This is a genomic window from Duganella caerulea, assembly GCF_040362985.1.
Taxonomy (GTDB): Bacteria; Pseudomonadota; Gammaproteobacteria; order Burkholderiales; family Burkholderiaceae_D; genus Rugamonas; species Rugamonas vulcania.
In genome coordinates, this window is sequence record NZ_BPWJ01000005.1 from 395,593 (window position 1) to 416,121 (window position 20,529).

Genomic DNA, 20,529 nt, shown 5'->3' on the forward strand with positions numbered 1-20,529 from the left:
TGAAGATTGAAGATGAAATTCCAGCCGTGCTTACTTAACCGGTATCAGGACCGGCTTCTTCGCCTCCTTCACCATGAACACCAGGAACTTGGCCGGCTCGGTCGCGCTCGCGTTCCGGCCCACCGTATGGATGTCGCTCGGGCCTTCGTAAAATGTCTGGCCCGCCGTCAGCGTCTGTTCCTTGCCGCCTTTGACGCCCATGACGATGGAGCCTTCCAGCACGTAGATGAAGGCATGCGCGTCGTGGCGATGGACCGGGTCGACAGCACCCGGTGGATATTCGACCATCAGCATCAACCCCTCTTTGCCAGGCAGGTCATTGAATGGCTTGGTGATCAGCGGCGCGACCACGGCATCGGCGGCGGCGCTGGCGTGCTGCGTGGCGAGCAAGCCAGCCGTGGCGCAGATGATGGCGATGAGATTTTTAATTTGGGACATGACGTTTCTCCTGTTGTTGGCAATACGGGTCTAGTAATGGAAGCCTGTGCCCCAGCTCGCCGAGCGATTCATGCAGCCCGAGATCCATCGCCTTGATGACGACCTGGGTCCGGGTGGATGCACCCAGCTTCCTGAACAATTGCTTCATATGAGTCTTCACCGTCCCGACTCCGATCCCCAGCCCACGGGCGATCACCTTGTCGGAACTGCCGCGCACCAACACCTGCAACACCTCGGCCTCGCGCCGGGTCAGGGGCGCACGTTGCAGTTCCTCGGCTTGCAGGCGGCCGGCCACGGGACTGAGATAGCAACCGCCCCGGCCCAGCATGCGCACGGCCTCGATCAGCTCGCCGGCATCGCAGCCCTGGATGACATAGCCGCGCACACCGCTTTCCATCGCATGCCGTATCGCCTCCGCCTTCACCTGATAGGTCAACACGAGTACCGGCTCACCGCGCGTCGCGTTGACGCCCGACTCGTAGTCGGCGATGACCACGCAGGTGGATCCGGCAGGCGGCGCGCCATGCGCATCGGTGCTGAGGAGGAAGTCCGGCTGGGTGGACAATATGGCGCGCAAGCCCGCGCTGACGATGGGACACTGGTGCATCAGATGGACTTGGATCGCACGCTGCTGGGCAGGGAAGCGCTTCATGGCTTGACCAGGGCGACGATGCAAATGATGCCGTGCCGCGCCATCTTGGTGTACGGGCACACGCGCTCCGCGTTGCGAACCAGTTCCTCGGCAATGGCGAGTGGAACACCGGGCATGTCGATCGAGACTTCGGCGACCAGCATGTAAAGCCCATCCACCGGATCCCGTCCAAAAGCGACCGAGGCGTCGACCGAGCAGCCCTCCAGCTTGATGTCGGACTTCGTCGCCAGCAGCGTCAGCGCGCCGTGGAAGCAGGCGGCCAGGGCGGCCGCAAACAACTGCTCCGGATTGGTGCCGCCGCCGGGGCCGCCCAAGGCTTTCGGCAACCTCAGCTCGATGTCCAGAGCGCCGTCGTCCGAGCGCACCTTGCCCGAAGCCCGCCCATGCTCTGTGCACCCGCCTGTCACGTTGACGCAGGTCTTGTACAGCGGCTTGAAGTCTTCACCGACGTACTTGTCCAGCATGGAAACCGGCGGCGCGGACAGTTCTCTCATCGTGTCTCCTCCTTTGCTGGGCCGCACTTATGGATGCGCGGCGCCTGCCGTCTTCAGCCATTGATCGAGCGTGATCGTGCCCAGGCGCGCTTGGCCGCCCGGCACCAGGTCCAGCTCTTTCAGCTCGGCGCCGAAATAGCGCGCATGCACATCCGCCGTGACGGCACGGCCATCCTTGATGCTGTCCAGATAGCGCTGCACCAGGCCGGCCATGCTGCCGCGCTCGGGTCCGGCAATCTCAACCAGGCCATTGACAGGGCTGCCCAATGCGATGTCGGCCAAAGCGGCCGCGACATCGTCCGACGCCATCGGCTGCATCATGGCGGGCGACAGCCGTATCGCCTGGCCATCGAAGCCTGCCTTGGCTATGCCGCCGAGGAATTCAAAGAACTGTGTCGCGTGGACGATGGTGTACGGCAGGCCCGACTGGCGGATGAGGGCCTCCTGCGCAACCTTCGCGCGCATGTAGCCACTGTCCACCAAACGCTCCGTGCCGACGACAGACAATGCGATGTGATGCCGGACGCCCGCCGAGGCAGCCGCGGCCAGCAAGTTGCGGCCGGACGTCTGGAAGAATTCCATCACGGCCTGGTCTTCGAACGACGGCGAGTTGGCGACGTCCACCAGCACATTCGTTCCCGCCAACACCTCGGCCAGGCCTTCACCGGTGATGGTGTTGACGCCCGATGCGGGCGACGCGGCGACCACCTCGTGGCCACGTGTGCGAAGAATGTTGACCAGCTTGCTTCCGATGAGGCCAGTGCCTCCGATAACGACGATCTTCATGGTGATCCGCCTTTCGAGATATGGGTAGGGAATAGCAGTGATGCCAAGGAAAATTCTAGGCCTGCTCCATATCGGGCGGTAGGGCTGTGCCGGGCTGCACAGTGGTTCATGGCAGGCACCAATCCAGACGGCCCCGTCATAAATAAAGGGATTTTTGTCATTTACGCCGGGTTGGTTCGAAACTACCATCCAGCTCAGGAAACAAGCAGCGCCCGCCACCGAAAAACCGTGCGGGCGACAACGTGACAAGGCGAGCACATGACACTTCATCAGCTTCATCCAGACCACCGAGTTGACGCGCTCGCATCGAGTTTCGCCACGACCTATGCGGGCGTGGTGGCGTTCATCGCGGTGGTCCACGAAGGCAGCTTCGCCAAGGCGGCGGAGCGGCTGGGGATAGGCCGCTCGGCGATCAGCCGCAGCGTGCAGAAGCTGGAGCACCAGCTCGACACGCGCCTCTTCCTGCGGACCACGCGCAGCACATCGCTGACCGGCGAGGGTGAGCTGTTCTACGAGAACTGCAGGCCGGGCGTGGAGCGCATCGTCCGCTCAATCGAAGAGATGCGCGAACTGCGCAGCGGAACGCCGCGCGGCCTGCTGCGCCTGAGCGCCACGGCCGGTTTCGGGCGCAAGGTGGTGGCGCCGCTGTTGCGTGGCTTTCGCGAGGCCTATCCGGAAATCAGGATCGACCTGGTGCTGGAGGACAGCCCCACCGACTTCATCGCCGACCGCATCGACGTGGCGTTTCGCAACGGCCGCATGGATGACAGCCAGGTGGTGGCGAAGCAGCTGATCCCTATGCAAATGCTGGTGTGCGCCTCGCCCGAATATATCCAGAAGCATGGCATGCCGCAAAGCGTGAACGAGCTGGCGCAGCACCGGTGCATCAACCTGTTGCTGGCTTCGGGCCGGGTGTGCGAATGGGAGTTCAAGGTGGGCGGCATCGAGCAGAAGTTCCTGCCCCAGGGCAGCAGCAGCTACAACGACGCCGACCTGGTGCTACAGGCCGTGCTCGACGGCGAAGGGCTGGCGCAGCTGGCGGGCTATCAGATATGCGATCACCTGCGCTCGGGGCGGCTGGTGGCCTGCCTGCCCTCCTGCGCGCCCAACGACCGTGGGCATTATGTGTGCTATTTGAGCCGCCATCACCTGCCGCGAAGGATACGGGTCTTCGTCGACTACATGACCCAGCACATCCGCGCGCTGGACCTGCATTGCATCACCAATTTCACGCGCATGGCGCAGGGATAAGGCCGTCACTCGGCCGCCGCACGGGCGGCAAAGCGCTTCCGGTAATCCGATGGCGACATCCCCAGATTGCGGTGGAAGATCACCCGCATGCGCTCCTCGTCGGCGAAGCCGCAATGACGGGCGATCTGGTCCAGGTTGCGTTTCGAGTTCTCCAGCAGGCGCCGCGCCGCCTCCAGGCGAAACAGCTCGACCGCCTTGGACGGCGCATTGCCGGTCTTTTGCTTGTAGACCCGGGAGAAGTTCCGCGAACTCATGCACGCACGCTCGGCCAGCACGCTGACCGTGATGTTGGTCTGGCCAAGGTTTTCAGCCAGCCAAAGGTGCAGCTCGTCAAAGGCGGCCGTGTCCTTGGACTGCGCCTGCAACAACTCGCTATGCTGTGCCTGGTCCCCGGAGCGCTTCAGGAACACCACGAGCTCCTTGGCCACCTGCATGGCCATGCCGCGCCCGCTGTCGGCTTCGATCAGGGCCAGCGCCAGGTCGATGCCGGCGGTGACGCCGGCGGAAGTCCAGGTGGCGCCCTGCTGCACAAAGATGGCCTCGCCATCGACGGTCAGCGCGGGAAAGCGCCGCTGCAACTCGTCGCACTGGGCCCAGTGCGTCGCCACCCGTTTCCCCTGCAGCAGGCCGGCTTCGGCCAGCAGGAAGGCCCCGGTGCAAACCGATGTGGTGCGCCGCGCCAGCTTGGCGTTGGCGCGGATCCAGTCCACCGTTTCCGGGACCTCGCCCATCACCGTCAGGATGTCCGGTGCGCCCGGCACCACGATGGTATCGATCACCCGGCCCTCGAAGTCGCTGAACGGGCGGCTGTCGATGCCGACGCCCTCCACCGTTTGGATCAGGCCACCGCGCAAGCTGACCGTGTGCCGCTCGTACCCGGCCTGGCCAAGCTTTGCCATGTTCTTGGACGCGACCCAAAACGCCGATTGCGGACCGGTCAGGTCCAGCAATCCCATTTGGGGAAATGCGACGAATAACACCAGCGGCGGTTGGCGATGGTCTATGGACATGGCAGGTCAGCTGGCAGGAATTGATCGGGCGGGCATTCTTCCATTGCAAATATTGGCTGTCAAGCGCGCAACTGAAGCAATAATACGCGGTTCGGAGTGGGCGGTGCCCGCACCTTCCCTGCGATATCAATTTCGGTATCAAGCGAGAAAAAAAAGTGATTGGTTAATTGATAATTCAAGGACTACATTTGTCGTATTAAAAAATGTTACCGCAAACATTTTTAGCTTCACTAACATGAAGGCTAACATGCGACATAAAAAGGCCCGCCTACAGGGCCGAACAGGAGACACGTATCGCGGATGGAGGCGCTTGGCCGTACAGGCCCTGGTGCTGGCTGCTGCCATTCCGCTCCCGGTCCATGCCGCAGACGTGCGCGGTGACGCCCAGGCGCGCGCCCACCGGCTGGTGGCGCAACTGACGCTGGACGAGAAGATCAATCAGTTGCTGAACGTGGCGCCCGCCGTGCCGCGCTTGAACATCCCGGCCTACAACTGGTGGACCGAGTCGCTGCATGGCGCACTGGGGCCGCTGCCCACCACCAACTTCCCCGAACCGATAGGCCTGGCCGCCAGTTTCGACGCGCCGCTGCTGCACCAGGTGGCCACCGCCATCAGCACCGAGGTGCGCGCCCTGCACACGCTGGGCCGCGAGACCGGGCACCTGGGCCGCATCGGTACCGGGCTCGATACCTGGTCGCCCAACATCAACATCTTCCGCGACCCGCGCTGGGGACGCGGCCAGGAAACCTATGGCGAGGATCCTTACCTGGCCGCATCGCTGGGCGTCGCTTTCATCCGCGGCATCCAGGGCGGCAACCCGGATCTGCCGGACGTGGTCGCCACGCCCAAGCATTTCGCCGTGCACAGCGGGCCGGAATCGACCCGCCATGCGGCGAACGTGTTCGTTTCCGCGCACGATCTCGAGGACACCTATCTGCCGGCCTTCCGCGCCGCCATTGTCGATGCCCAGGCCGGCTCCATCATGTGCGCCTACAACCGCATCAACGGCCAGCCGGCCTGCGGCAGCGAGCTGCTGATGCAGCAGCATTTGCGCGGCGCCTGGGGCTTCAAGGGCTATGTGGTCTCCGATTGCGATGCGGTGACCGACATCTCGGAACGCCACAAATACGCCGCCGACCCGGCCGCCGCCGTGGCGGTGGCGCTGAAGGCCGGCACCGACAACGAGTGCAATACCAAGACCCTGGGTGAAACGCCAGGCCTGGCGGAGCGCTATCGCGAAGCCTGGCAGCGCGGCCTGATCAATATGGCCGACATCGACCAGGCCCTGGTGCGGCTGTTCTCGGCACGCTACCGCAACGGCGACCTGGCCGGCCTGCCGCAGCGCCAGGCCCATGCGGTGCCGGTCAGCGCCATCAACACGCCCGCGCACCAGGCGCTGGCGCTGCAGGCGGCCACGCGCAGCCTGGTGCTGCTGAAGAACGACGGCGTGCTGCCGCTCAAGCCGGGACTCAAACTGGCCCTGATCGGCCCGCTGGCGGACGCCACCCGCGTCCTGCGCGGCAATTACTCGTCGACCCAGTCGGCGCCGCCGGTGTCGGTGCTGGAGGGCTTGCGGCGCGTGCTGCCGCAGGCGCGGATCACGCTGGCGCCCGCCGGCGCCTCGATCACCGACGGCGATCCGGTGCCGGCCTCCGCCTTGCGCGCGCCGGATGGACAGCCGGGCTTGCGCGTCGAGTACTTCAACCGCAACGGTGAGCAATACGACAGCAAGCCGGTGTTGAGCCTCACCGAACCGGGACTCGAAGCGCACGGCCTGCAATTCAAGGCGGTCGCCGATCATCACAAGATCACCTGGGATGGCGAGCTGAGCGTTCCGGAAAGCGGCTTGTACCGGCTGGGTGTCAGCGGCGTCAAGGGTGCGCTGAAGGCAGGCGGCAAGGCGCTGGTCGAGGCCAGCGAATATTCGCAATGGGGCGAGCCGCTGAAACTGACCACGGTGCGGCTGGAGCAAGGCCAGCGCTATCCGCTGCATTTCGAGGCGGAGTCCGGCGGCAGCGGCGTGCCCGGCCTGTTCTGGAAGCGCATCTCCAGCGACGCCGATGCCGACCTGCGCCGCGCCACCGCGGACGCCGACGTGGTCGTGGCCGTGGTCGGCCTGACGTCGGACCTGGAAGGCGAGGAAATGGCGATCAAGGTGGACGGCTTCGAGGGCGGCGACAAGACATCGCTGGACCTGCCGGCCGAGCAGCGGCAACTGCTGGAACGCGCCAAGGCGCTGGGCAAGCCGCTGGTGGTGGTGCTGATGAACGGCAGCGCGCTCGACCTGTCGTGGGCCAGGGACAACGCTGCCGCCATCCTGGAAGCGTGGTATCCCGGCCAGTCGGGCGGGCTGGCGATTGCCGATGTGCTGACCGGCCGCGCCGATCCGGGCGGCCGCCTGCCGCTGACCTTCTACCGCAACGTGGCCGACCTGCCGCCGTTCGACGACTACGGCATGCGCGGCCGCACCTACCGCTACTACACCGGAACACCGGTCTATGCCTTCGGCGCCGGCCTCAGCTACACGAGCTTCGGCTACGCGCCGCTACAGGTCGCGCCGGTGGATGGCGCGCCGGAAAACGGCGTGACGGTGACCACGCAAGTGACCAACACCGGCAGCCGCGACGGCGACGAGGTGGCGCAGCTGTACCTGACGCCGCCGGCCTTCGACGGTGCGCCACGGCTGGCCTTGCGCGGCTTCCAGCGCGTCACGCTGAAGGCGGGCGAGAGCCGCAAGATCAGTTTCCGCCTGACGCCGCGCGACCTGAGCTTTGTCACGCGCGACGGCCAGCGCCAGCTGACGCCGGGACAGTACCAGCTGAGCGTGGGCTCCGGGCAGCCCGGCACGGGCGTGGCGGGACAGCAGGCGCCCATGGTCTTGAAGCGCACCGTGTCATTACCGCGATGACAAGGAGCGGCTAAACATCAACCGTTACAAGGAGAGAAGCGACCGGACATCAAACCGTTAGACCACGTACAAGCAACTCAATATAAAAAATACGGAGACTTTATGCAGAAACCTTTTCAACGTCGTTTGATGTACCTGGCGGTTGCCAGTGCATGCAGCGCGCTGGCCATGCCCGGCCACGCACAGCAGGCGCCAGTTCCCGGCACCGAAGGCCCGCAAGTTATCGTGACGGGCATCCGCGCCAGTATGCAGTCGACCCTGAACCTCAAGCGCAACTCGGACGGCATTGTCGACGGCATCGTTGCCGAAGACATGGGCAAGTTCCCCGATACCAACCTGGCCGAATCGCTGCAGCGGATTTCCGGCGTCTCGATCGACCGCAGCAATGGCGAAGGGCAGAAAGTCACCGTGCGTGGCCTAGGCCCGGACTTCAACCTGGTGTTGCTGAATGGCCGCCAGATGCCCACCACCGACCTGAGCGATTTGTCCGGCCGCTCGTTTGACTTTTCGAACCTGGCGTCGGAATCGATTTCGCAACTGCAGGTGTACAAAACCGGCCGCGCCGACAGCCCGACCGGCGGCATCGGCGCCACCATCAACGTGGTCACCGGCCGTCCGTTCGACAATCCCGGCATGCATTCCAGCATAGGCGTCAAGGCGGTCAAGGATACCTCCAACGACCATCTGCCATCCGGCGTGAAGGGCGACAGCGTCACCCCGGAAGTGTCGGGCATCTACTCGAACACCAGCGCCGACGGCCGCTTCGGCGTGTCGCTGAGCGCCAGCTTCCAGTCGCGCGATTCCGGCTTCAACCGCGCCGGCCTGTTCAATGGCTACCAGGGTCCGTACCTGGGGTCGGCGGTCATCGACGGACAGACCCTGCCCCAACCCGGCACGCCCGGCGCGGCGAACATCACCAACCGCCCGGCGCAGGACGCGCTGTATTCGATTCCACAGAATATGAACTACAACGTTGCCGCGGTCCAGCGGCAGCGCACCAACGGCCAGCTGACCTTCCAGTTCCGTCCGGTGAAGGACCTGACCACGACGGTCGACTACACCTATTCGGAAAACAAGATACAGACCAAGCGTAACGAGCTCAGCGTATGGTTCGCGCAGACGCCGACCTCGACCAGCAGCTGGCCGAGCGGGCACGTGGTCAGCCCGCTGACCTATTCCGAGGTCTACCCGACGCCGCAGGACATCTCGGTGGTGGGCAGCGACTTCGCCACCAAGACCAAGAACCAGTCGATCGGCTTCAACGCCGCCTGGAAAGTCCGTCCGGGCCTGAAGCTGGAGTTCGACGCCCACCATTCCACCGCCGAGTCCGGCGCGGACAGCCCGTTCGGCAGCGAGAACGCGCTGTCCAACGCCAGCTTCAGCCGTGGCACGACCAAGGTCGACTTCACCCACGAGCTGCCGATTCTGAGCATGCCGGCCGCCAACCTGGCCGCCGCGCCGATCCAGGCCGCCGGGTCGTGGTTCCACAACGGCTACGAAAAATCAGTCATCAAGCAGGCGCAGGCAAAAGGCAGCCTGCAGTTGATGGAGGCATCCGAGCTGAACTTCGGCGTCGGCTACACCGACACCACCAACCGCTCGACCTTCTCCAATGTGCAGAACAACACCTGGGGCGGCGCGACCAAGGCGTCGGACTATCCGGCCAGCCTGTACCAGGCCAACTCCCTGCCCTCGTTCTTCAACAAGCTGGGCGGCGCCAACTCGCCCGACCTGTTCGGCACGCTGTACACCTTCGACTTCGCCAAGGTGCGCCAGGTGACCGCGAACGCGGTGGGCAACCAGGCCGCCTACCTGCCTAACTTCGGTGTTCCCGACACCGACCGCACGCTGCAGGAAAAAACCACGTCGGCCTACCTGTCCCTCAACAGCGATTGGGATCTCAAGATTCCTGTCCACACATCGGTCGGGGTGCGGGTGGAACGCACCCAGGTCAGCTCGGTCGCCCAGGTGCTGCCGGCCAGCGCGGTGGTGTGGGTGGCGCAGAACGAGTTGCCGCTGACCTTCGGCGGCCAGGCATTCAGCAGCACCGACGCGTCCTACACCAATGTGCTGCCGGCCCTCAACCTGGATGCCGACCTGCGCAGCGACATGAAGCTGCGGGCCAGCCTCGGCGCCACCATCGGCCGCGCGCGCTACGATCAGCTGCAAGGCGGCATGACACTGGGCACCATCGCCAACGTCTTCACCGGCGGCAGCGCCTCGGTCGGCAACCCGGCGCTGAAGCCGGTCAAGTCGAAGAACCTGGATCTCTCGTGGGAATGGTATTACAACAAGCAGAGCCTGTTGTCGCTGGCCTTCTTCCGCAAACAGCTGGATAACTACGCCGGCCAGACCCTGATCTCGCAGTCGCTGTACGACCTGCACACGCCGATCGGCGGCGCCTACTACAAGGCGGCGTTGGGCAGCGGCTGCGGCGCGGCGGACACCAACTGCATCCGCAACTACATCCTGGGCAATTTCGACGGCCAGCCTGGCGTGAAGATGACCGGGAAAAAAGGCGATGGCATGCTGGACGGTACCATCACCGGCCTGTCGACCGACCCGCTGCTCTACTTCCAGACCACCACCTACGCCAACCAGAAATCGGCCAACGTCAGTGGCGCCGAGGTCAACGTGCAGCACATGTTCGGCGAAAGCGGTTTCGGTGTGCAGGCGAACTACACGTACGTGCACTCGCCGCTGAAGTACAACAACGCCGACGTCAACGACCAGTTCGCCATTCTCGGCTTGAGCAATTCAGCCAACGTGGTGGGCATCTTCGAGAACAAGCAATGGTCGGTGCGGGTGGCGTACAACTGGCGCGACGAGTTCCTGGCCGCGACGGTCGACGGCAACAACCGCGCGGCGCCGGTGTACACCGACGCCTACGGCCAGGTCGACGTCAGCGTGGGCTACAACTACAACAAGAACCTGAGCTTCCAACTTGAGGCGATCAACCTGAACGATGCCACCCAGCGCCAGCATGGCCGCACGTTCGCATCGACGTTGAATGTGACGCAGGCAGGACCGCGTTACATGATCGGCGCGCGCTACAAGTTCTAAGCACCACACCATCGTCTCGCGGCCACGCTCGTGGTCTTAGCCGCTCCCCGAAAAGGGAGCGGCTTTTTTGCTTATGACACCATCAGCTTGACGGATTTCAGCTGCACGCTATCCGGGCCGGCATGGATGGTGAAACTGCCCGGCTCGACGACCCGCTTCATGTCGATGTTGTAGAACCACAGGTCGGCCGGCGTGATGTCGAAGGACAGCGTGCGTTGCTCGCCCGGTTGCAACGTCACGCGCCTGAAGGCCTTCAGCTCCAGCACCGGACGGGTGACCGAGCTGACGTCGTCGCGGATGTAGATCTGCACCACTTCGTCGCCGGCCAGCTTGCCGGTGTTGCGCACGTCCACTTCGACCTTGGTCGATTCGCCGGCGCGGATGCTGGCCTTGGCCAGGCGCGGCGCCGAGATGTCGAAGCTGGTGTAGCTCAGGCCGAAGCCGAAGGGGTACAGCGGCTTGGTCAGGCCGTCGATGTAGCCGCGGCGCGCGGACGGCTTGTGGTTGTAGAACACCGGCAGCTGGCCGACGCTGCGCGCGATCGACACCGGCAGCTTGCCGCCCGGGTTGGCGCGGCCGAACAGCAGGTCGGCGGCGGCGTGGCCGGTTTCCTGGCCCATGTACCAGCCTTCGATCAGCGCGTCGGCTTTTTCCGCCAGCAGGTTGACCGACAACGGACGGCCGTTCAGCAGGAACACCACGGTCGGCTTGCCCAGCGCGAAAATGGCGCGCGCCAGGTCGTTCTGCTGGCCCATCAGGTCCAGGCTGTCGCGGTCGCCCAGGTGGTTGTCGGCCCAGGCCTCGCGGCTGGTCTGCTCGTTGTCGCCGAGGACCATGATGATGGTGTCGGCCGATTTGGCCGCTTCCACCGCCTCGGCGATCAACCGGGCGTTGACGTCCGGCGCCGTGAACTTGATCTCGTCCGCGCCCCAGACGTGGCCTTCGGTGATGCGCACGCCTTCCGCGTAGCGCAGTTCGAAGCCCTGCGCGCGGCTCTCGGCCAGCAGGCCGTCGTGGATCGACACCACGTGGCGCGGCACGTCGGAGTAGCCGCCGATCGGGCAGTCCTTGGCGTGGGTGCCGAGCAGCAGCACCTTGCCGACCTTCTTCGCGTCCAGCGGCAGCAAGCCCTTGTCGTTCTTCAGCAGCACCGGCGTGCGGGTCGCGGCGCGGCGCGCCAGGGCGACCGCCTCCGGCGTCGCGGTCAGGCCGTCGGCGGCCTTGGCATCCACATAGGGCTGTTCGAACAGGCCGGCCAGGAATTTCAGTTCCAGGATGCGGCGCACCACCGCGTCGATTTCTTTTTCCGCGATCTTCTTTTCGCGTACCAGTTCGCCCAGCGTCTTGTAGGCCTGGCCGTCCGGCGTTTCGATATCCACGCCGGCCTTGAAGGCAATCAGCGCGGCCTCCTTCGGCGTGGCGGCCAGCTTGTGGCGGCTGATCAGTTCATTGATGCCGAAATAGTCCGACACCGTCACGCCCTTGAAACCCCACTCCTCGCGCAGCACCTTGGTCAGCAGCCAGCGGTTGGCGTGCGACGGGACGCCGCCGATCTCGTTATACGACGGCATGACGGCGCTGATATGGGTTTCCTTGACCAGCTTCTCGAACGGCGGGAAGAACTCCTCGCGCAGTGTGCGCTCGCTGACTTCGGCCGGGCCGATATTGGTGCCGCTCTCCGGCTGGCCGTGTCCGGTCATGTGCTTCAGCGTGGCGAACACCTTGTCCTTGCCCAGCTGTCGCGATTCGCCCATGAAGCCCAGCACGGCCGCCTTGCCCATCTCGCCGCACAGGTGCGGGTCTTCGCCGTAGGTTTCCTCGATGCGGCCCCAGCGCGGTTCGCGCGCCACGTCCACCACCGGCGCCAGCGCCAGGTTGGCGCCGCGCGCGCGCATCTCGCGGGCGGCGGCGCTGAACACGTCGCGCACCATGTCCGTATCGAACGACGACGCCAGGCCGATCGCCTGCGGGAAGCTGGTCGCGTCGCGGGCCACGTAGCCATGCAGCGACTCCTCGTGCATCAGCAGGGGGATGCCGAGGCGGGTTTGCTCGAGCGCCCATTTCTGCACGGCGTTCACATAGGTCGCGGTTTCAAACGCATTGCGGTTGCCCACCGCACCGGTGTCGCCGGCGCCGGCCGCCTGGCCCACCTGGCGGTCGGACGGACGCGCCACCATGCCCAGGCCGTGCGGGTACAGCCGCGCCGCCTTCTCGGCGGAGAATTCGTTCTGCCCGTCCTGGATCAGCTTCTTGTCCTGCCAGATGCACTGCATCTGCACGATCTTCTCGTCCAGCGTCATGCGGCCCAGCAGATCGTCCACCCGCCTGGCGAGCGGCAGCGACGCATCCTTGTACGGCGGGCGCGCGGTGGCGCCCAGCGCCATCGCCGGCGCGAGCGATGCCGCGCCGGCCAGGCCGGTCATCGATTTGAGGAACTGCCTGCGCTTGTCGTTACTCATCTTGTCTCCTGGTTTTTGTTAGGCGGTATGACGCCATTAACTCAAAATGAATAGCGCTACCATTTCCCAGTGTGATCGAATGAGATTGCCAAGTCAACACGTCTTAGCCAGCCGTGCCGGACCTGGGCGGCATGGCCTTGATGGCCTCCGCGATGGCTGTGCGCAGCGGCTTGCCGTTCAGCCGGCTGTCGAAAGGCGCGGGCCGCATCGGCAAGCCATCCAGCCGCGGCGCCTCCTTCCAGCCTTGCAGCCAATTCATGTGATCGGCCATGCCCCACATCACGAAGTCGCGGCAGCTCGGGTAGCTGAAGGTCACGTCCAGGTAGTCCTTGGCCAGCGCCGCCACGCCCGCATCGCGCGCCGCGATATCGGCCGGCAGCTTGCGGTCGTTGACGTCGAATTCGGTCACCAGCAAATCCAGTCCCATGCCGCTCACCTCGTCGAGGAATTTGCGCCACTCCAGCAGGCCCTTGCTGCCCGGTCCCATCTCATCCCATGAACCGATATGGCTCTGCAGCCCCAGCGCCTGCACCGGCGTGCCGCGCGCCTTCAACGACTGCAGCAGCTTCAGCACGCCGGCGCGGTGCCTGGCGCTGCCGTCGTCGGGCCGCATGTAGTCGTTGTAGACCAGCTGCGCCTGCGGCGCGTGCTCGCGTGCCAGCCGGAACGCCAGGTCGATCTCCTCGACCGCCCCGAGGCGCTCGGTCAGCACATTCTGGCGCAGCGCGCCGTCGGCCGGATCAACGGCCTCGTTGACCACGTCCCAGCTATGGACCTGCGCCCCGAAGTGCTTGCAGACGGCGCCGATGTGCTCGCGTATCAGCCGCTCCGCCGCCAGCGCGGGCCGCGCGCCGAAGTCGTATTGATTGATCCATGCCGGCTGCCACCTGGCCGTCTGCCAAAGCAGGTTATGCCCGCGTATCAGCATGCCCTGCTCCCTGGCCCAGGCGAACATCCGGTCGGCCGGTTCGTAGTTGGCTTGTCCCTGGCGCGGTTCCAGCGCCGGCCACTTGCATTCGTTCTCGGCGACGATGACATTGCACTCGCGCGCCATCAACGCCAGATAGGCGGGATCGCGGAAGCCCACCGCGCCGATCGCGTTGCCGACATTGAGGCCTTTGCGCTTGCCGAGCACCTTCAACGATTCCGCTTGGTCGGCGGCGGACACGCCGCTCAGCGACATCAGGCCGGCGCCGGCCAGCAAGGCCAAGGTATTTCTACGAGAAATCGTCATTGACAGGCTCCATGGTGAAAATGTTTGCTAACACTCGTGGCATAATCAAAATGTTACAACACAAGGTTAGCAAAAGGCCGATGGCAAGCATCAAGGTGAAATCCAAACCCGCAGCGGGTTCCCGGTCGGGGGCGCCGACGATGATCGACGTCGCCAAGCTGGCCGGCGTTTCGCCGATGACCGTGTCGCGCGTGATGAACGGCGACACCCGTGTCCGCGAAGTCACCCGCAACCGCGTCGGCAAGGCGGTGGCGGCGCTGAACTACGTGCCCAACCAGGCCGCGCGCCGCCTGGCGGGAGCGCCGCCCATCCGCGTCGGCTTCTTGTACAGTAACCCTAGCGCCGGCTACCTGAGCGAATTGCTGGTCGGCCTGTTGAACCAGGCCAGCCCGAACAACGTGCAGCTGCTGGTGGAAAAGTGCGAGGCCGACGACCAGGTCGCCGACCAGGCGCGCCGTATGATCGCCAACGGCATCGACGGCATCATTCTGCCGCCGCCGCTGTGCGACACGCCGAACCTGATCGATGCCATCGCCGCTTCCGGCACGCCGGCCGTCACGGTGGCCTGCGGCAGCCCGGACGACCGGGTCTGCGCCGTCAGCATCGATGACTTCCACGCGGCGCACGCGATGACCAACCACCTGATCTCGCTGGGCCACCAGCGCATCGGCTTCATCATCGGCCATCCCAACCAGACCGCCAGCGCGCGCCGGCTGGCCGGCTTCCAGGCCGCCATCGCCGAAAAGCGCGCGCAGAGCGGGCCGGAGCTGATCGTCCAGGGACTGTTCACCTACCGCTCGGGCCTGGACGCCGCCGAGACCTTGCTGGGACTGGAACAGCGCCCCACCGCCATCTTCGCCAGCAACGACGACATGGCGGCGGCGACGGTGGCCATCGCCCATCGGCTGGGACTGGATGTGCCGGGCGACCTGACGGTGGCCGGCTTCGACGATACCGCGCTGGCGACCACCATCTGGCCGGAGCTGACCACCGTGCGCCAGCCCATCACCGACATGGCGGCGGCGGCGGTGCAGTTCCTGGTCAGGCAGATCAACGCCCAGCGCGACGGCGAGGACGAGGCGCCGGAGCATGTGGTAATGGACTACAAGCTGATACGGCGCCAATCCGACGCCGCTCCACGGATGCGCCCGGTCACCAAGATCGCGGGCAAGCTCAAGGTTTAACGCCGCATCATATTCAACAACTGCGCGCGCAGCCTGCGGGCCGCGTCGCCATCGAACGGCGCCAGCACCCCGCGCGCATGCGGTGCGATATGACTGGCTTCACTACCGTCGCTGTCGAACACGTAATGGCGGAAGATCTCCTGCCACGCCTGCCGCTGCGCCGGCGGCAACTCGCGCAGCGTCATCAGGGCCATCAGCAGCGTGTTGACCGGCGTGTCCATATAGTCGGGCGATTGCCGCCACCAGTAGTTGACCAGCACGTTGAAGCTGTCCAGCGCCTCGATGTGATGCCACCACATGCTGGGAATGAAGAGCGCGTCGCCCGCTTCCAGTTCGGCCGTCTGCGCGTGTTCGAGCGCGGTGGCGAATTTGGGGAAGGCGGCGAAGTCGGGCGCGGCGAAGTCGACCAGGCTGATCGCCTGGCCGGCCGGCGTCAGGTCCAGCGGGCCGACATACAGATTGGCCAGCTGGTCCGGCGGGAACAAGGTGAAGCGGCGGCGCCCGGCCGCCACGCAGGCCAGGTTGTCCGGCAAGTCGTAGTGCGCGGGGATGCGCGTGCGGTTGCCTACCCAGATGCTGGCCAGGGCATCGCGCGCGCCCAGGTCGATATCGTTTTCCGCGCGAAAGCCCGGCAGGCAGGCATCAATGGTGGTCGAGCCGACATAGAAGGTGGGCGGCTGCTTGTCATCCAGGTGCTCGCGCAGCGCGTCGAGCACGGCGTCGAAGCGGACCCGCACCGACGTGAAATTGAAGCCGCTCATATCGGCGTTGTAGAAGAAACGTCCGCCGATGTCGGGCGCGCCATGCATCGCGTTGACGCTGGCGTCGCGGTAGAAGCGGCGCAGATAGGCATCGGCTGCCTGCGGCGAGGTTCGCGCGGCACGCACCATCGGCCACGCCGCCGCAAGGCCACGCAACACCAGCGGCTGCGTCGCCGTCAGGATGGCGTCCGTCAAACCGTCCGGGGTAACGCCGTGGAGTTCGCGTATCGGCTTCGCGGCCTGTTGGTTGCCCAATGTTGTCGTCTCCGATTGGCTGCTATGTATTGTCCTTTACCCAGTGTAAAAGGGTTGAAAAGTTATTGTCAATAAAAACCATCGACAATGATATGCGCAACCATTGCGGGCAATTCGCGGAGCGCTAGCGCAGCGAGGCGGTCAGAAGCCCGACCGGTCCCGCTCCCACAACGATTACATCGACTTTCATATACTCAATCCCAATATGTACTCAGTATATGTAAACTATGCTATCATCTGCCGCATGTCAACCGATCTTCGCTCCCGCAAACGCCTCGCCACGCGGCAGGGTATCTCCAACGCCGCCACGCGCCTGTTCTTCGAGCGTGGCTTCGATCATGTGACGGTGGATGAAATCGCGGCGGCGGCCTACGTCGGGCGGATGACGGTGTTCAACCATTTCCCGCGCAAGGAGGACATGTTCTTCGACCGCGACGAAGAGGGCCGCGAGCTCCTGCGCGAGGCATTGCGGCAGCGCGATCCCGGTACCGCACCGGTCGAGACCTTGCGCCTGCTCGCCCACCGGCTGGTGGAGGAGCAGAGTCTGTATGTCTGCTTTACCGCCGGCAGCCAAAGCTTCGTCGCGACCATCGACAGCAGCGAAACCCTCAAGGCCCGGGCCAGGGCGATACGCGACGAGATCGCGCAAGTGGTGGCGCTGGCGCTGTCCGAATGCGCGGGCCGCGAACCGGATGATGTCGACGCCCAACTGGCGGCCTCCCTGCTGCTGGCGACATGGAGCGTGGCGCTACTCCAGGCGCACCAAGCCTATCGGCGGAGCCAGGATCCAGCGGCGGCGAAAGCCGTCTTTCTCGCGATCGTGGATAAGGGAACCATCGGATTAAACGTTGCGCTGGCAGGTACGCCCTACGTTTAGCATTCAGATTGATTTCGTTTGCGCGGCCGCAGCCCCCAGCGACCATTTCGGCCATAATAGCGAAACGCGCTTTCGGCAAGAGTGGCAAGGCGCTGCGGGAGCAAAAATGAATACTGTGACCATCAAGATCGCAAACGTGGACGACTTCTTCCAGCATGGCAGGCGAATCGCTCAGCTCGCCGACCAGCGGATGGAACTGCCCAACGAAAGCAGCATCAACTTCGAAGATCCCGCCGATCTGCACAAGTTATTGGCGATCGTAGACGAACTTGAATTGGCAACGTCGTCGCGACATCGCGAACGGTGATCCTGGCCTACTCGTACTTGGCAACCAGGCGCTGCCATTCGGGATCGTCCTTGAGTTGCCGGATCACCGGCGCGATCTTTTCGTAGACCGCCGCCTTGGCGCGCGGGACCAGGAAGTGGCGCTCGGTCAGGCTCGATGGCAGCTCGTGCAGCTGGAACTTGTCGGCCTCCATCGCGTGCACCTTCATGTAGTAGCGCACCACCGACTGCGCGGCAATCACACTATCGATCCGCCCCACCCGCAGCTTCTCCAGGCTGTGCTCGTCGCTGGGGGCGTCGTTGCGGACCAGGCCTTGCTGCCGTATCCATCCGTCCAGCTCGGGATAGCTGTAGCCCAGCACCAGGCCGACCGTGCGGCCAGTCAGCGCGCCGGGCCTTGATGAGTTGAAAGGCAGAGCCGCCGGCAGCACGATCACGTACCGGTCAGTGCCGAAGGCCGCCGTCCACAGGTATTTTTTCTCGGCCACGTCGTTGAACCAGTGCGGCATCATGCCGATGACGATGCCGTCCAGCTCGTTGCGCTCCACTTGCAGCTGCAAGCGCTTGCGCGGAAGATAAACCAGCTTGAAGCTCAACTGGTCCAGCTTCTTGCGGTTCAGGTAAGCCACCAGGTCGGGGTAGATGCCGCTGCCGTCACCGACCATCAGCGGCGCGACACGAGCGCTGGTGTAGACGTTGATGACCTCGCCTCGCGCCGCGCCGTGGAACACGCCAACGCATAGCATGGTCAGTGTCATCAGGCGCGCTCTCATACTTGCAATATAGCACGTTGAAACCGCAAACACAGGGCCCTCGACGGGCCCTGTGTTCGTTTTACGACTGGGCGAACGCGAGGAAGTCGGCGTTGAACTTGTCCTTGTGCGTGTCGGTCAAACCATGCGGCGCGCCGGGATAGACGATCAGCTTGGCGTGCTTGACGATGGCGGCCGAGGCCTTGCCGGCGGCGTCGATCGGCACGATCTGGTCGTCGTCACCGTGGATGATCAACGTCGGCTTGTCGAATTTTTTCAAGTCGTCGCGGAAGTCGGTTTCCGAGAAGGCCTTGATCGAATCGTAGGTGTTCTTGTGGCCGGCCTGCATGCCCTGCGCATACCACGCCTGGATGATGCCCTGGGATGGCTTGGCGCCAGGACGGTTGTAGCCGAAGAACGGTCCCGAGGCGATATCCAGGTACAGCTGCGCACGGTTGGCGACCGAGCCGGCGCGGATGCCGTCGAACACTTCCATCGGCAGGCCGCCCGGGTTGGTGGCGGTCTTGAGCATCAGCGGCGGCACCGCCGAGATCAGGCCCAGCTTGGCGATGCGCTTGGTGCCGTGGCGGCCCACATAGCGCGCCACTTCCCCGCCACCGGTCGAGAAGCCGGCCAGGATGATGTTCTTCAAGTCCAGCGCTTCGATCAACTGGGCGAGGTCGTCGGCGTAGTGGTCCATGTCGTTGCCGTCCCAAGGCTGGCTGGAGCGGCCGTGGCCGCGGCGGTCGTGGGTGATGACGCGGAAACCGTTGTTAGCCAAATGGAAGGCTGCCGATTCCCAGCTGTCGGCGTTCAGCGGCCAGCCGTGGCTCAGGATGACTGGCTGGCCGGTGCGTGGACCCCAATCCTTGTAATAGATCTCAACGCCGTCGCGGGTGGTGATGGTGCTGCCGGTTTTGCTGACGGCGCCGCCGCGAATGGCAGGAGCGGCCTGTGCGCTACTGCCGGAGAAAGCCGCCAGCGGAAGAGCGACCGCAGCCGCTGCAGCACCGGCACCACCGAACAAGGCGGAACGACGGGATGGGTTCATTGCTTGGGATTGGGAAGATTTATTCATGACGAACTCCATTTTAAGTAGTTAACGATTTAGTAGCGAGCTATTTCAAGTGTCTTGTTCGAGCGTTTCGTGCTGCCCATGTCGACAATATATATCGCCAACAATTCAATAGCAAGCTATTTAATTAAATTATTTTAGGCCGCCCGAAGGCGGCCCCGTGCATCAGGACTGGGCGAATGCCAGGAAATCGGCGTTGAACTGGTCCTTGTGCGTGTCGGTCAGGCCGTGCGGTGCGCCGGCGTAGATGATCAGCTTGGCTTGCTTGACGATGGCGGCCGAGGCTTTGCCGGCGGCGTCGATCGGCACGATCTGGTCGTCGTCACCGTGGATGATCAGCGTCGGCTTGTCGAATTTCTTCAGGTCGTCGCGGAAATCGGTCTCCGAGAAGGCCTTGATCGAATCGTAGGTATTCTTGTGGCCGGCCTGCATGCCCTGCGCATACCACGCCTGGATGATGCCCTGCGATGGCTTGGCGCCCGGACGGTTGTAACCATAGAACGGCCCCGAGGCGATATCCAGGTACAGCTGCGCACGATTGGCGACGGAACCGGCGCGCAGGCCGTCGAACACTTCCATCGGCAGGCCGCCGGGATTGGTCTCGGTCTTGAGCATCAGCGGCGGCACCGCCGAAATCAAACCCAGCTTGGCGATGCGCCCGGTGCCGTGGCGACCCACGTAACGCGCCACCTCGCCGCCGCCGGTCGAGAAGCCGGCCAGGATCACGTTCTTCAGGTCCAGCGCCTCGATCAGCTGGGCCAGGTCGTCGGCGTAGTGGTCCATGTCGTTGCCATCCCAAGGCTGGCTGGAGCGGCCGTGGCCGCGGCGGTCGTGGGTGACGACACGGAAACCATTGTTAGCCAGGTGGAAGGCTGCCGATTCCCAGCTGTCGGCGTTCAGCGGCCAGCCGTGGCTCAGCACAACGGGTTGGCCGCCGCGTGGACCCCAGTCCTTGTAGTAGATTTCGACGCCGTCGCGGGTGGTGATGGTGCTGGTGGTTTGCGTTACGTTTTGCATGATTTTCTTCCTTTTAGTCGATAGATGG

The 20,529-nt window shown here is 64.4% G+C and carries 17 protein-coding genes; 6 read left to right on the forward strand and 11 right to left on the reverse strand.

Going from position 1 to position 20,529, the window contains the following annotated elements; translation table 11 throughout:
- Positions 1 to 30: 30 nt before the first annotated feature.
- The 4 genes from ACUJB0_RS17555 to ACUJB0_RS17570 are packed head-to-tail and all read right to left on the reverse strand — an operon-like array spanning position 31 to position 2,370.
- Entirely contained in the window at positions 31 to 438 is a 408-nt protein-coding gene (locus ACUJB0_RS17555; protein WP_444846312.1) for a cupin domain-containing protein, read from the reverse strand.
- Positions 425 to 1,090 carry a LuxR C-terminal-related transcriptional regulator gene (locus ACUJB0_RS17560; RefSeq protein ID WP_444846313.1) on the reverse strand — a complete coding sequence of 222 codons (666 nt, stop codon included), beginning with the start codon at positions 1,088 to 1,090 and terminating at the stop codon, positions 425 to 427. The genes ACUJB0_RS17555 and ACUJB0_RS17560 overlap by 14 nt, the downstream gene beginning before the upstream one ends.
- Positions 1,087 to 1,584, reverse strand: coding sequence for an Ohr family peroxiredoxin (locus tag ACUJB0_RS17565; RefSeq protein WP_444846314.1), 498 nt, complete (start codon positions 1,582 to 1,584; stop codon positions 1,087 to 1,089). The genes ACUJB0_RS17560 and ACUJB0_RS17565 overlap by 4 nt, the downstream gene beginning before the upstream one ends.
- Positions 1,585 to 1,611: 27 nt before the next feature.
- On the reverse strand, positions 1,612 to 2,370 hold the full coding sequence (locus ACUJB0_RS17570) for an SDR family oxidoreductase (protein ID WP_444846315.1): 759 nt from the start codon (positions 2,368 to 2,370) through the stop codon (positions 1,612 to 1,614).
- A 258-nt stretch (positions 2,371 to 2,628) separates the two neighbouring features.
- On the opposite strand from ACUJB0_RS17570, the gene ACUJB0_RS17575 reads away from it, so the two are divergent.
- Positions 2,629 to 3,621: a LysR family transcriptional regulator gene (locus ACUJB0_RS17575; RefSeq protein ID WP_444846316.1), complete on the forward strand. Its 993-nt coding sequence runs from the start codon at positions 2,629 to 2,631 to the stop codon at positions 3,619 to 3,621.
- A gap of 5 nt (positions 3,622 to 3,626) precedes the next feature.
- Here the strand turns inward: ACUJB0_RS17575 and ACUJB0_RS17580 are convergent, their stop codons facing one another.
- Positions 3,627 to 4,631 carry a GlxA family transcriptional regulator gene (locus ACUJB0_RS17580; RefSeq protein ID WP_444846317.1) on the reverse strand — a complete coding sequence of 335 codons (1,005 nt, stop codon included), beginning with the start codon at positions 4,629 to 4,631 and terminating at the stop codon, positions 3,627 to 3,629.
- A 310-nt stretch (positions 4,632 to 4,941) separates the two neighbouring features.
- Between ACUJB0_RS17580 and ACUJB0_RS17585 the strand changes: the two genes are divergently transcribed.
- Together ACUJB0_RS17585 and ACUJB0_RS17590 are read left to right on the forward strand one after the other, a co-directional pair.
- Positions 4,942 to 7,539, forward strand: a complete 2,598-nt coding sequence (locus ACUJB0_RS17585; RefSeq protein WP_444846318.1) for a glycoside hydrolase family 3 C-terminal domain-containing protein — start codon at positions 4,942 to 4,944, stop codon at positions 7,537 to 7,539.
- A gap of 102 nt (positions 7,540 to 7,641) precedes the next feature.
- Positions 7,642 to 10,602: a TonB-dependent receptor gene (locus ACUJB0_RS17590; protein WP_444846319.1), complete on the forward strand. Its 2,961-nt coding sequence runs from the start codon at positions 7,642 to 7,644 to the stop codon at positions 10,600 to 10,602.
- Between the two features lie 71 nt (positions 10,603 to 10,673).
- Here ACUJB0_RS17590 and ACUJB0_RS17595 read toward each other — a convergent pair whose 3' ends face one another.
- Complete coding sequence (locus ACUJB0_RS17595; RefSeq protein ID WP_444846320.1) at positions 10,674 to 13,061, reverse strand: glycoside hydrolase family 3 N-terminal domain-containing protein; 2,388 nt, start codon at positions 13,059 to 13,061, stop codon at positions 10,674 to 10,676.
- Positions 13,062 to 13,164: 103 nt separating this feature from the next.
- On the reverse strand, positions 13,165 to 14,295 hold the full coding sequence (locus tag ACUJB0_RS17600; protein ID WP_444846321.1) for an endo-1,4-beta-xylanase: 1,131 nt from the start codon (positions 14,293 to 14,295) through the stop codon (positions 13,165 to 13,167).
- A 140-nt stretch (positions 14,296 to 14,435) separates the two neighbouring features.
- Between ACUJB0_RS17600 and ACUJB0_RS17605 the strand changes: the two genes are divergently transcribed.
- A complete protein-coding gene (locus ACUJB0_RS17605) occupies positions 14,436 to 15,479 on the forward strand; it encodes a LacI family DNA-binding transcriptional regulator (protein WP_444846322.1) in 1,044 nt (347 codons plus the stop codon).
- On the opposite strand, the gene ACUJB0_RS17610 is transcribed toward ACUJB0_RS17605, so the two are convergent.
- Entirely contained in the window at positions 15,476 to 16,495 is a 1,020-nt protein-coding gene (locus ACUJB0_RS17610; protein ID WP_444846323.1) for a cupin-like domain-containing protein, read from the reverse strand. The two genes, ACUJB0_RS17605 and ACUJB0_RS17610, sit on opposite strands and share 4 nt — an antisense overlap.
- A 244-nt stretch (positions 16,496 to 16,739) precedes the next feature.
- Between ACUJB0_RS17610 and ACUJB0_RS17615 the strand changes: the two genes are divergently transcribed.
- A complete protein-coding gene (locus ACUJB0_RS17615) occupies positions 16,740 to 17,372 on the forward strand; it encodes a TetR/AcrR family transcriptional regulator (RefSeq protein WP_444846324.1) in 633 nt (210 codons plus the stop codon).
- Between the two features lie 106 nt (positions 17,373 to 17,478).
- Positions 17,479 to 17,679 carry a hypothetical protein gene (locus ACUJB0_RS17620; protein WP_444846325.1) on the forward strand — a complete coding sequence of 67 codons (201 nt, stop codon included), beginning with the start codon at positions 17,479 to 17,481 and terminating at the stop codon, positions 17,677 to 17,679.
- A gap of 7 nt (positions 17,680 to 17,686) precedes the next feature.
- On the opposite strand, the gene ACUJB0_RS17625 is transcribed toward ACUJB0_RS17620, so the two are convergent.
- The 3 genes from ACUJB0_RS17625 to ACUJB0_RS17635 form a co-directional block, all read right to left on the reverse strand.
- Positions 17,687 to 18,415, reverse strand: coding sequence for a substrate-binding periplasmic protein (locus tag ACUJB0_RS17625; RefSeq protein ID WP_444846326.1), 729 nt, complete (start codon positions 18,413 to 18,415; stop codon positions 17,687 to 17,689).
- A 76-nt stretch (positions 18,416 to 18,491) separates the two neighbouring features.
- Positions 18,492 to 19,487: an alpha/beta fold hydrolase gene (locus tag ACUJB0_RS17630; RefSeq protein ID WP_444846327.1), complete on the reverse strand. Its 996-nt coding sequence runs from the start codon at positions 19,485 to 19,487 to the stop codon at positions 18,492 to 18,494.
- A 162-nt stretch (positions 19,488 to 19,649) separates the two neighbouring features.
- Entirely contained in the window at positions 19,650 to 20,501 is an 852-nt protein-coding gene (locus ACUJB0_RS17635) for an alpha/beta fold hydrolase (RefSeq protein WP_444846328.1), read from the reverse strand.
- Between the last annotated feature and the right edge of the window lie 28 nt (positions 20,502 to 20,529).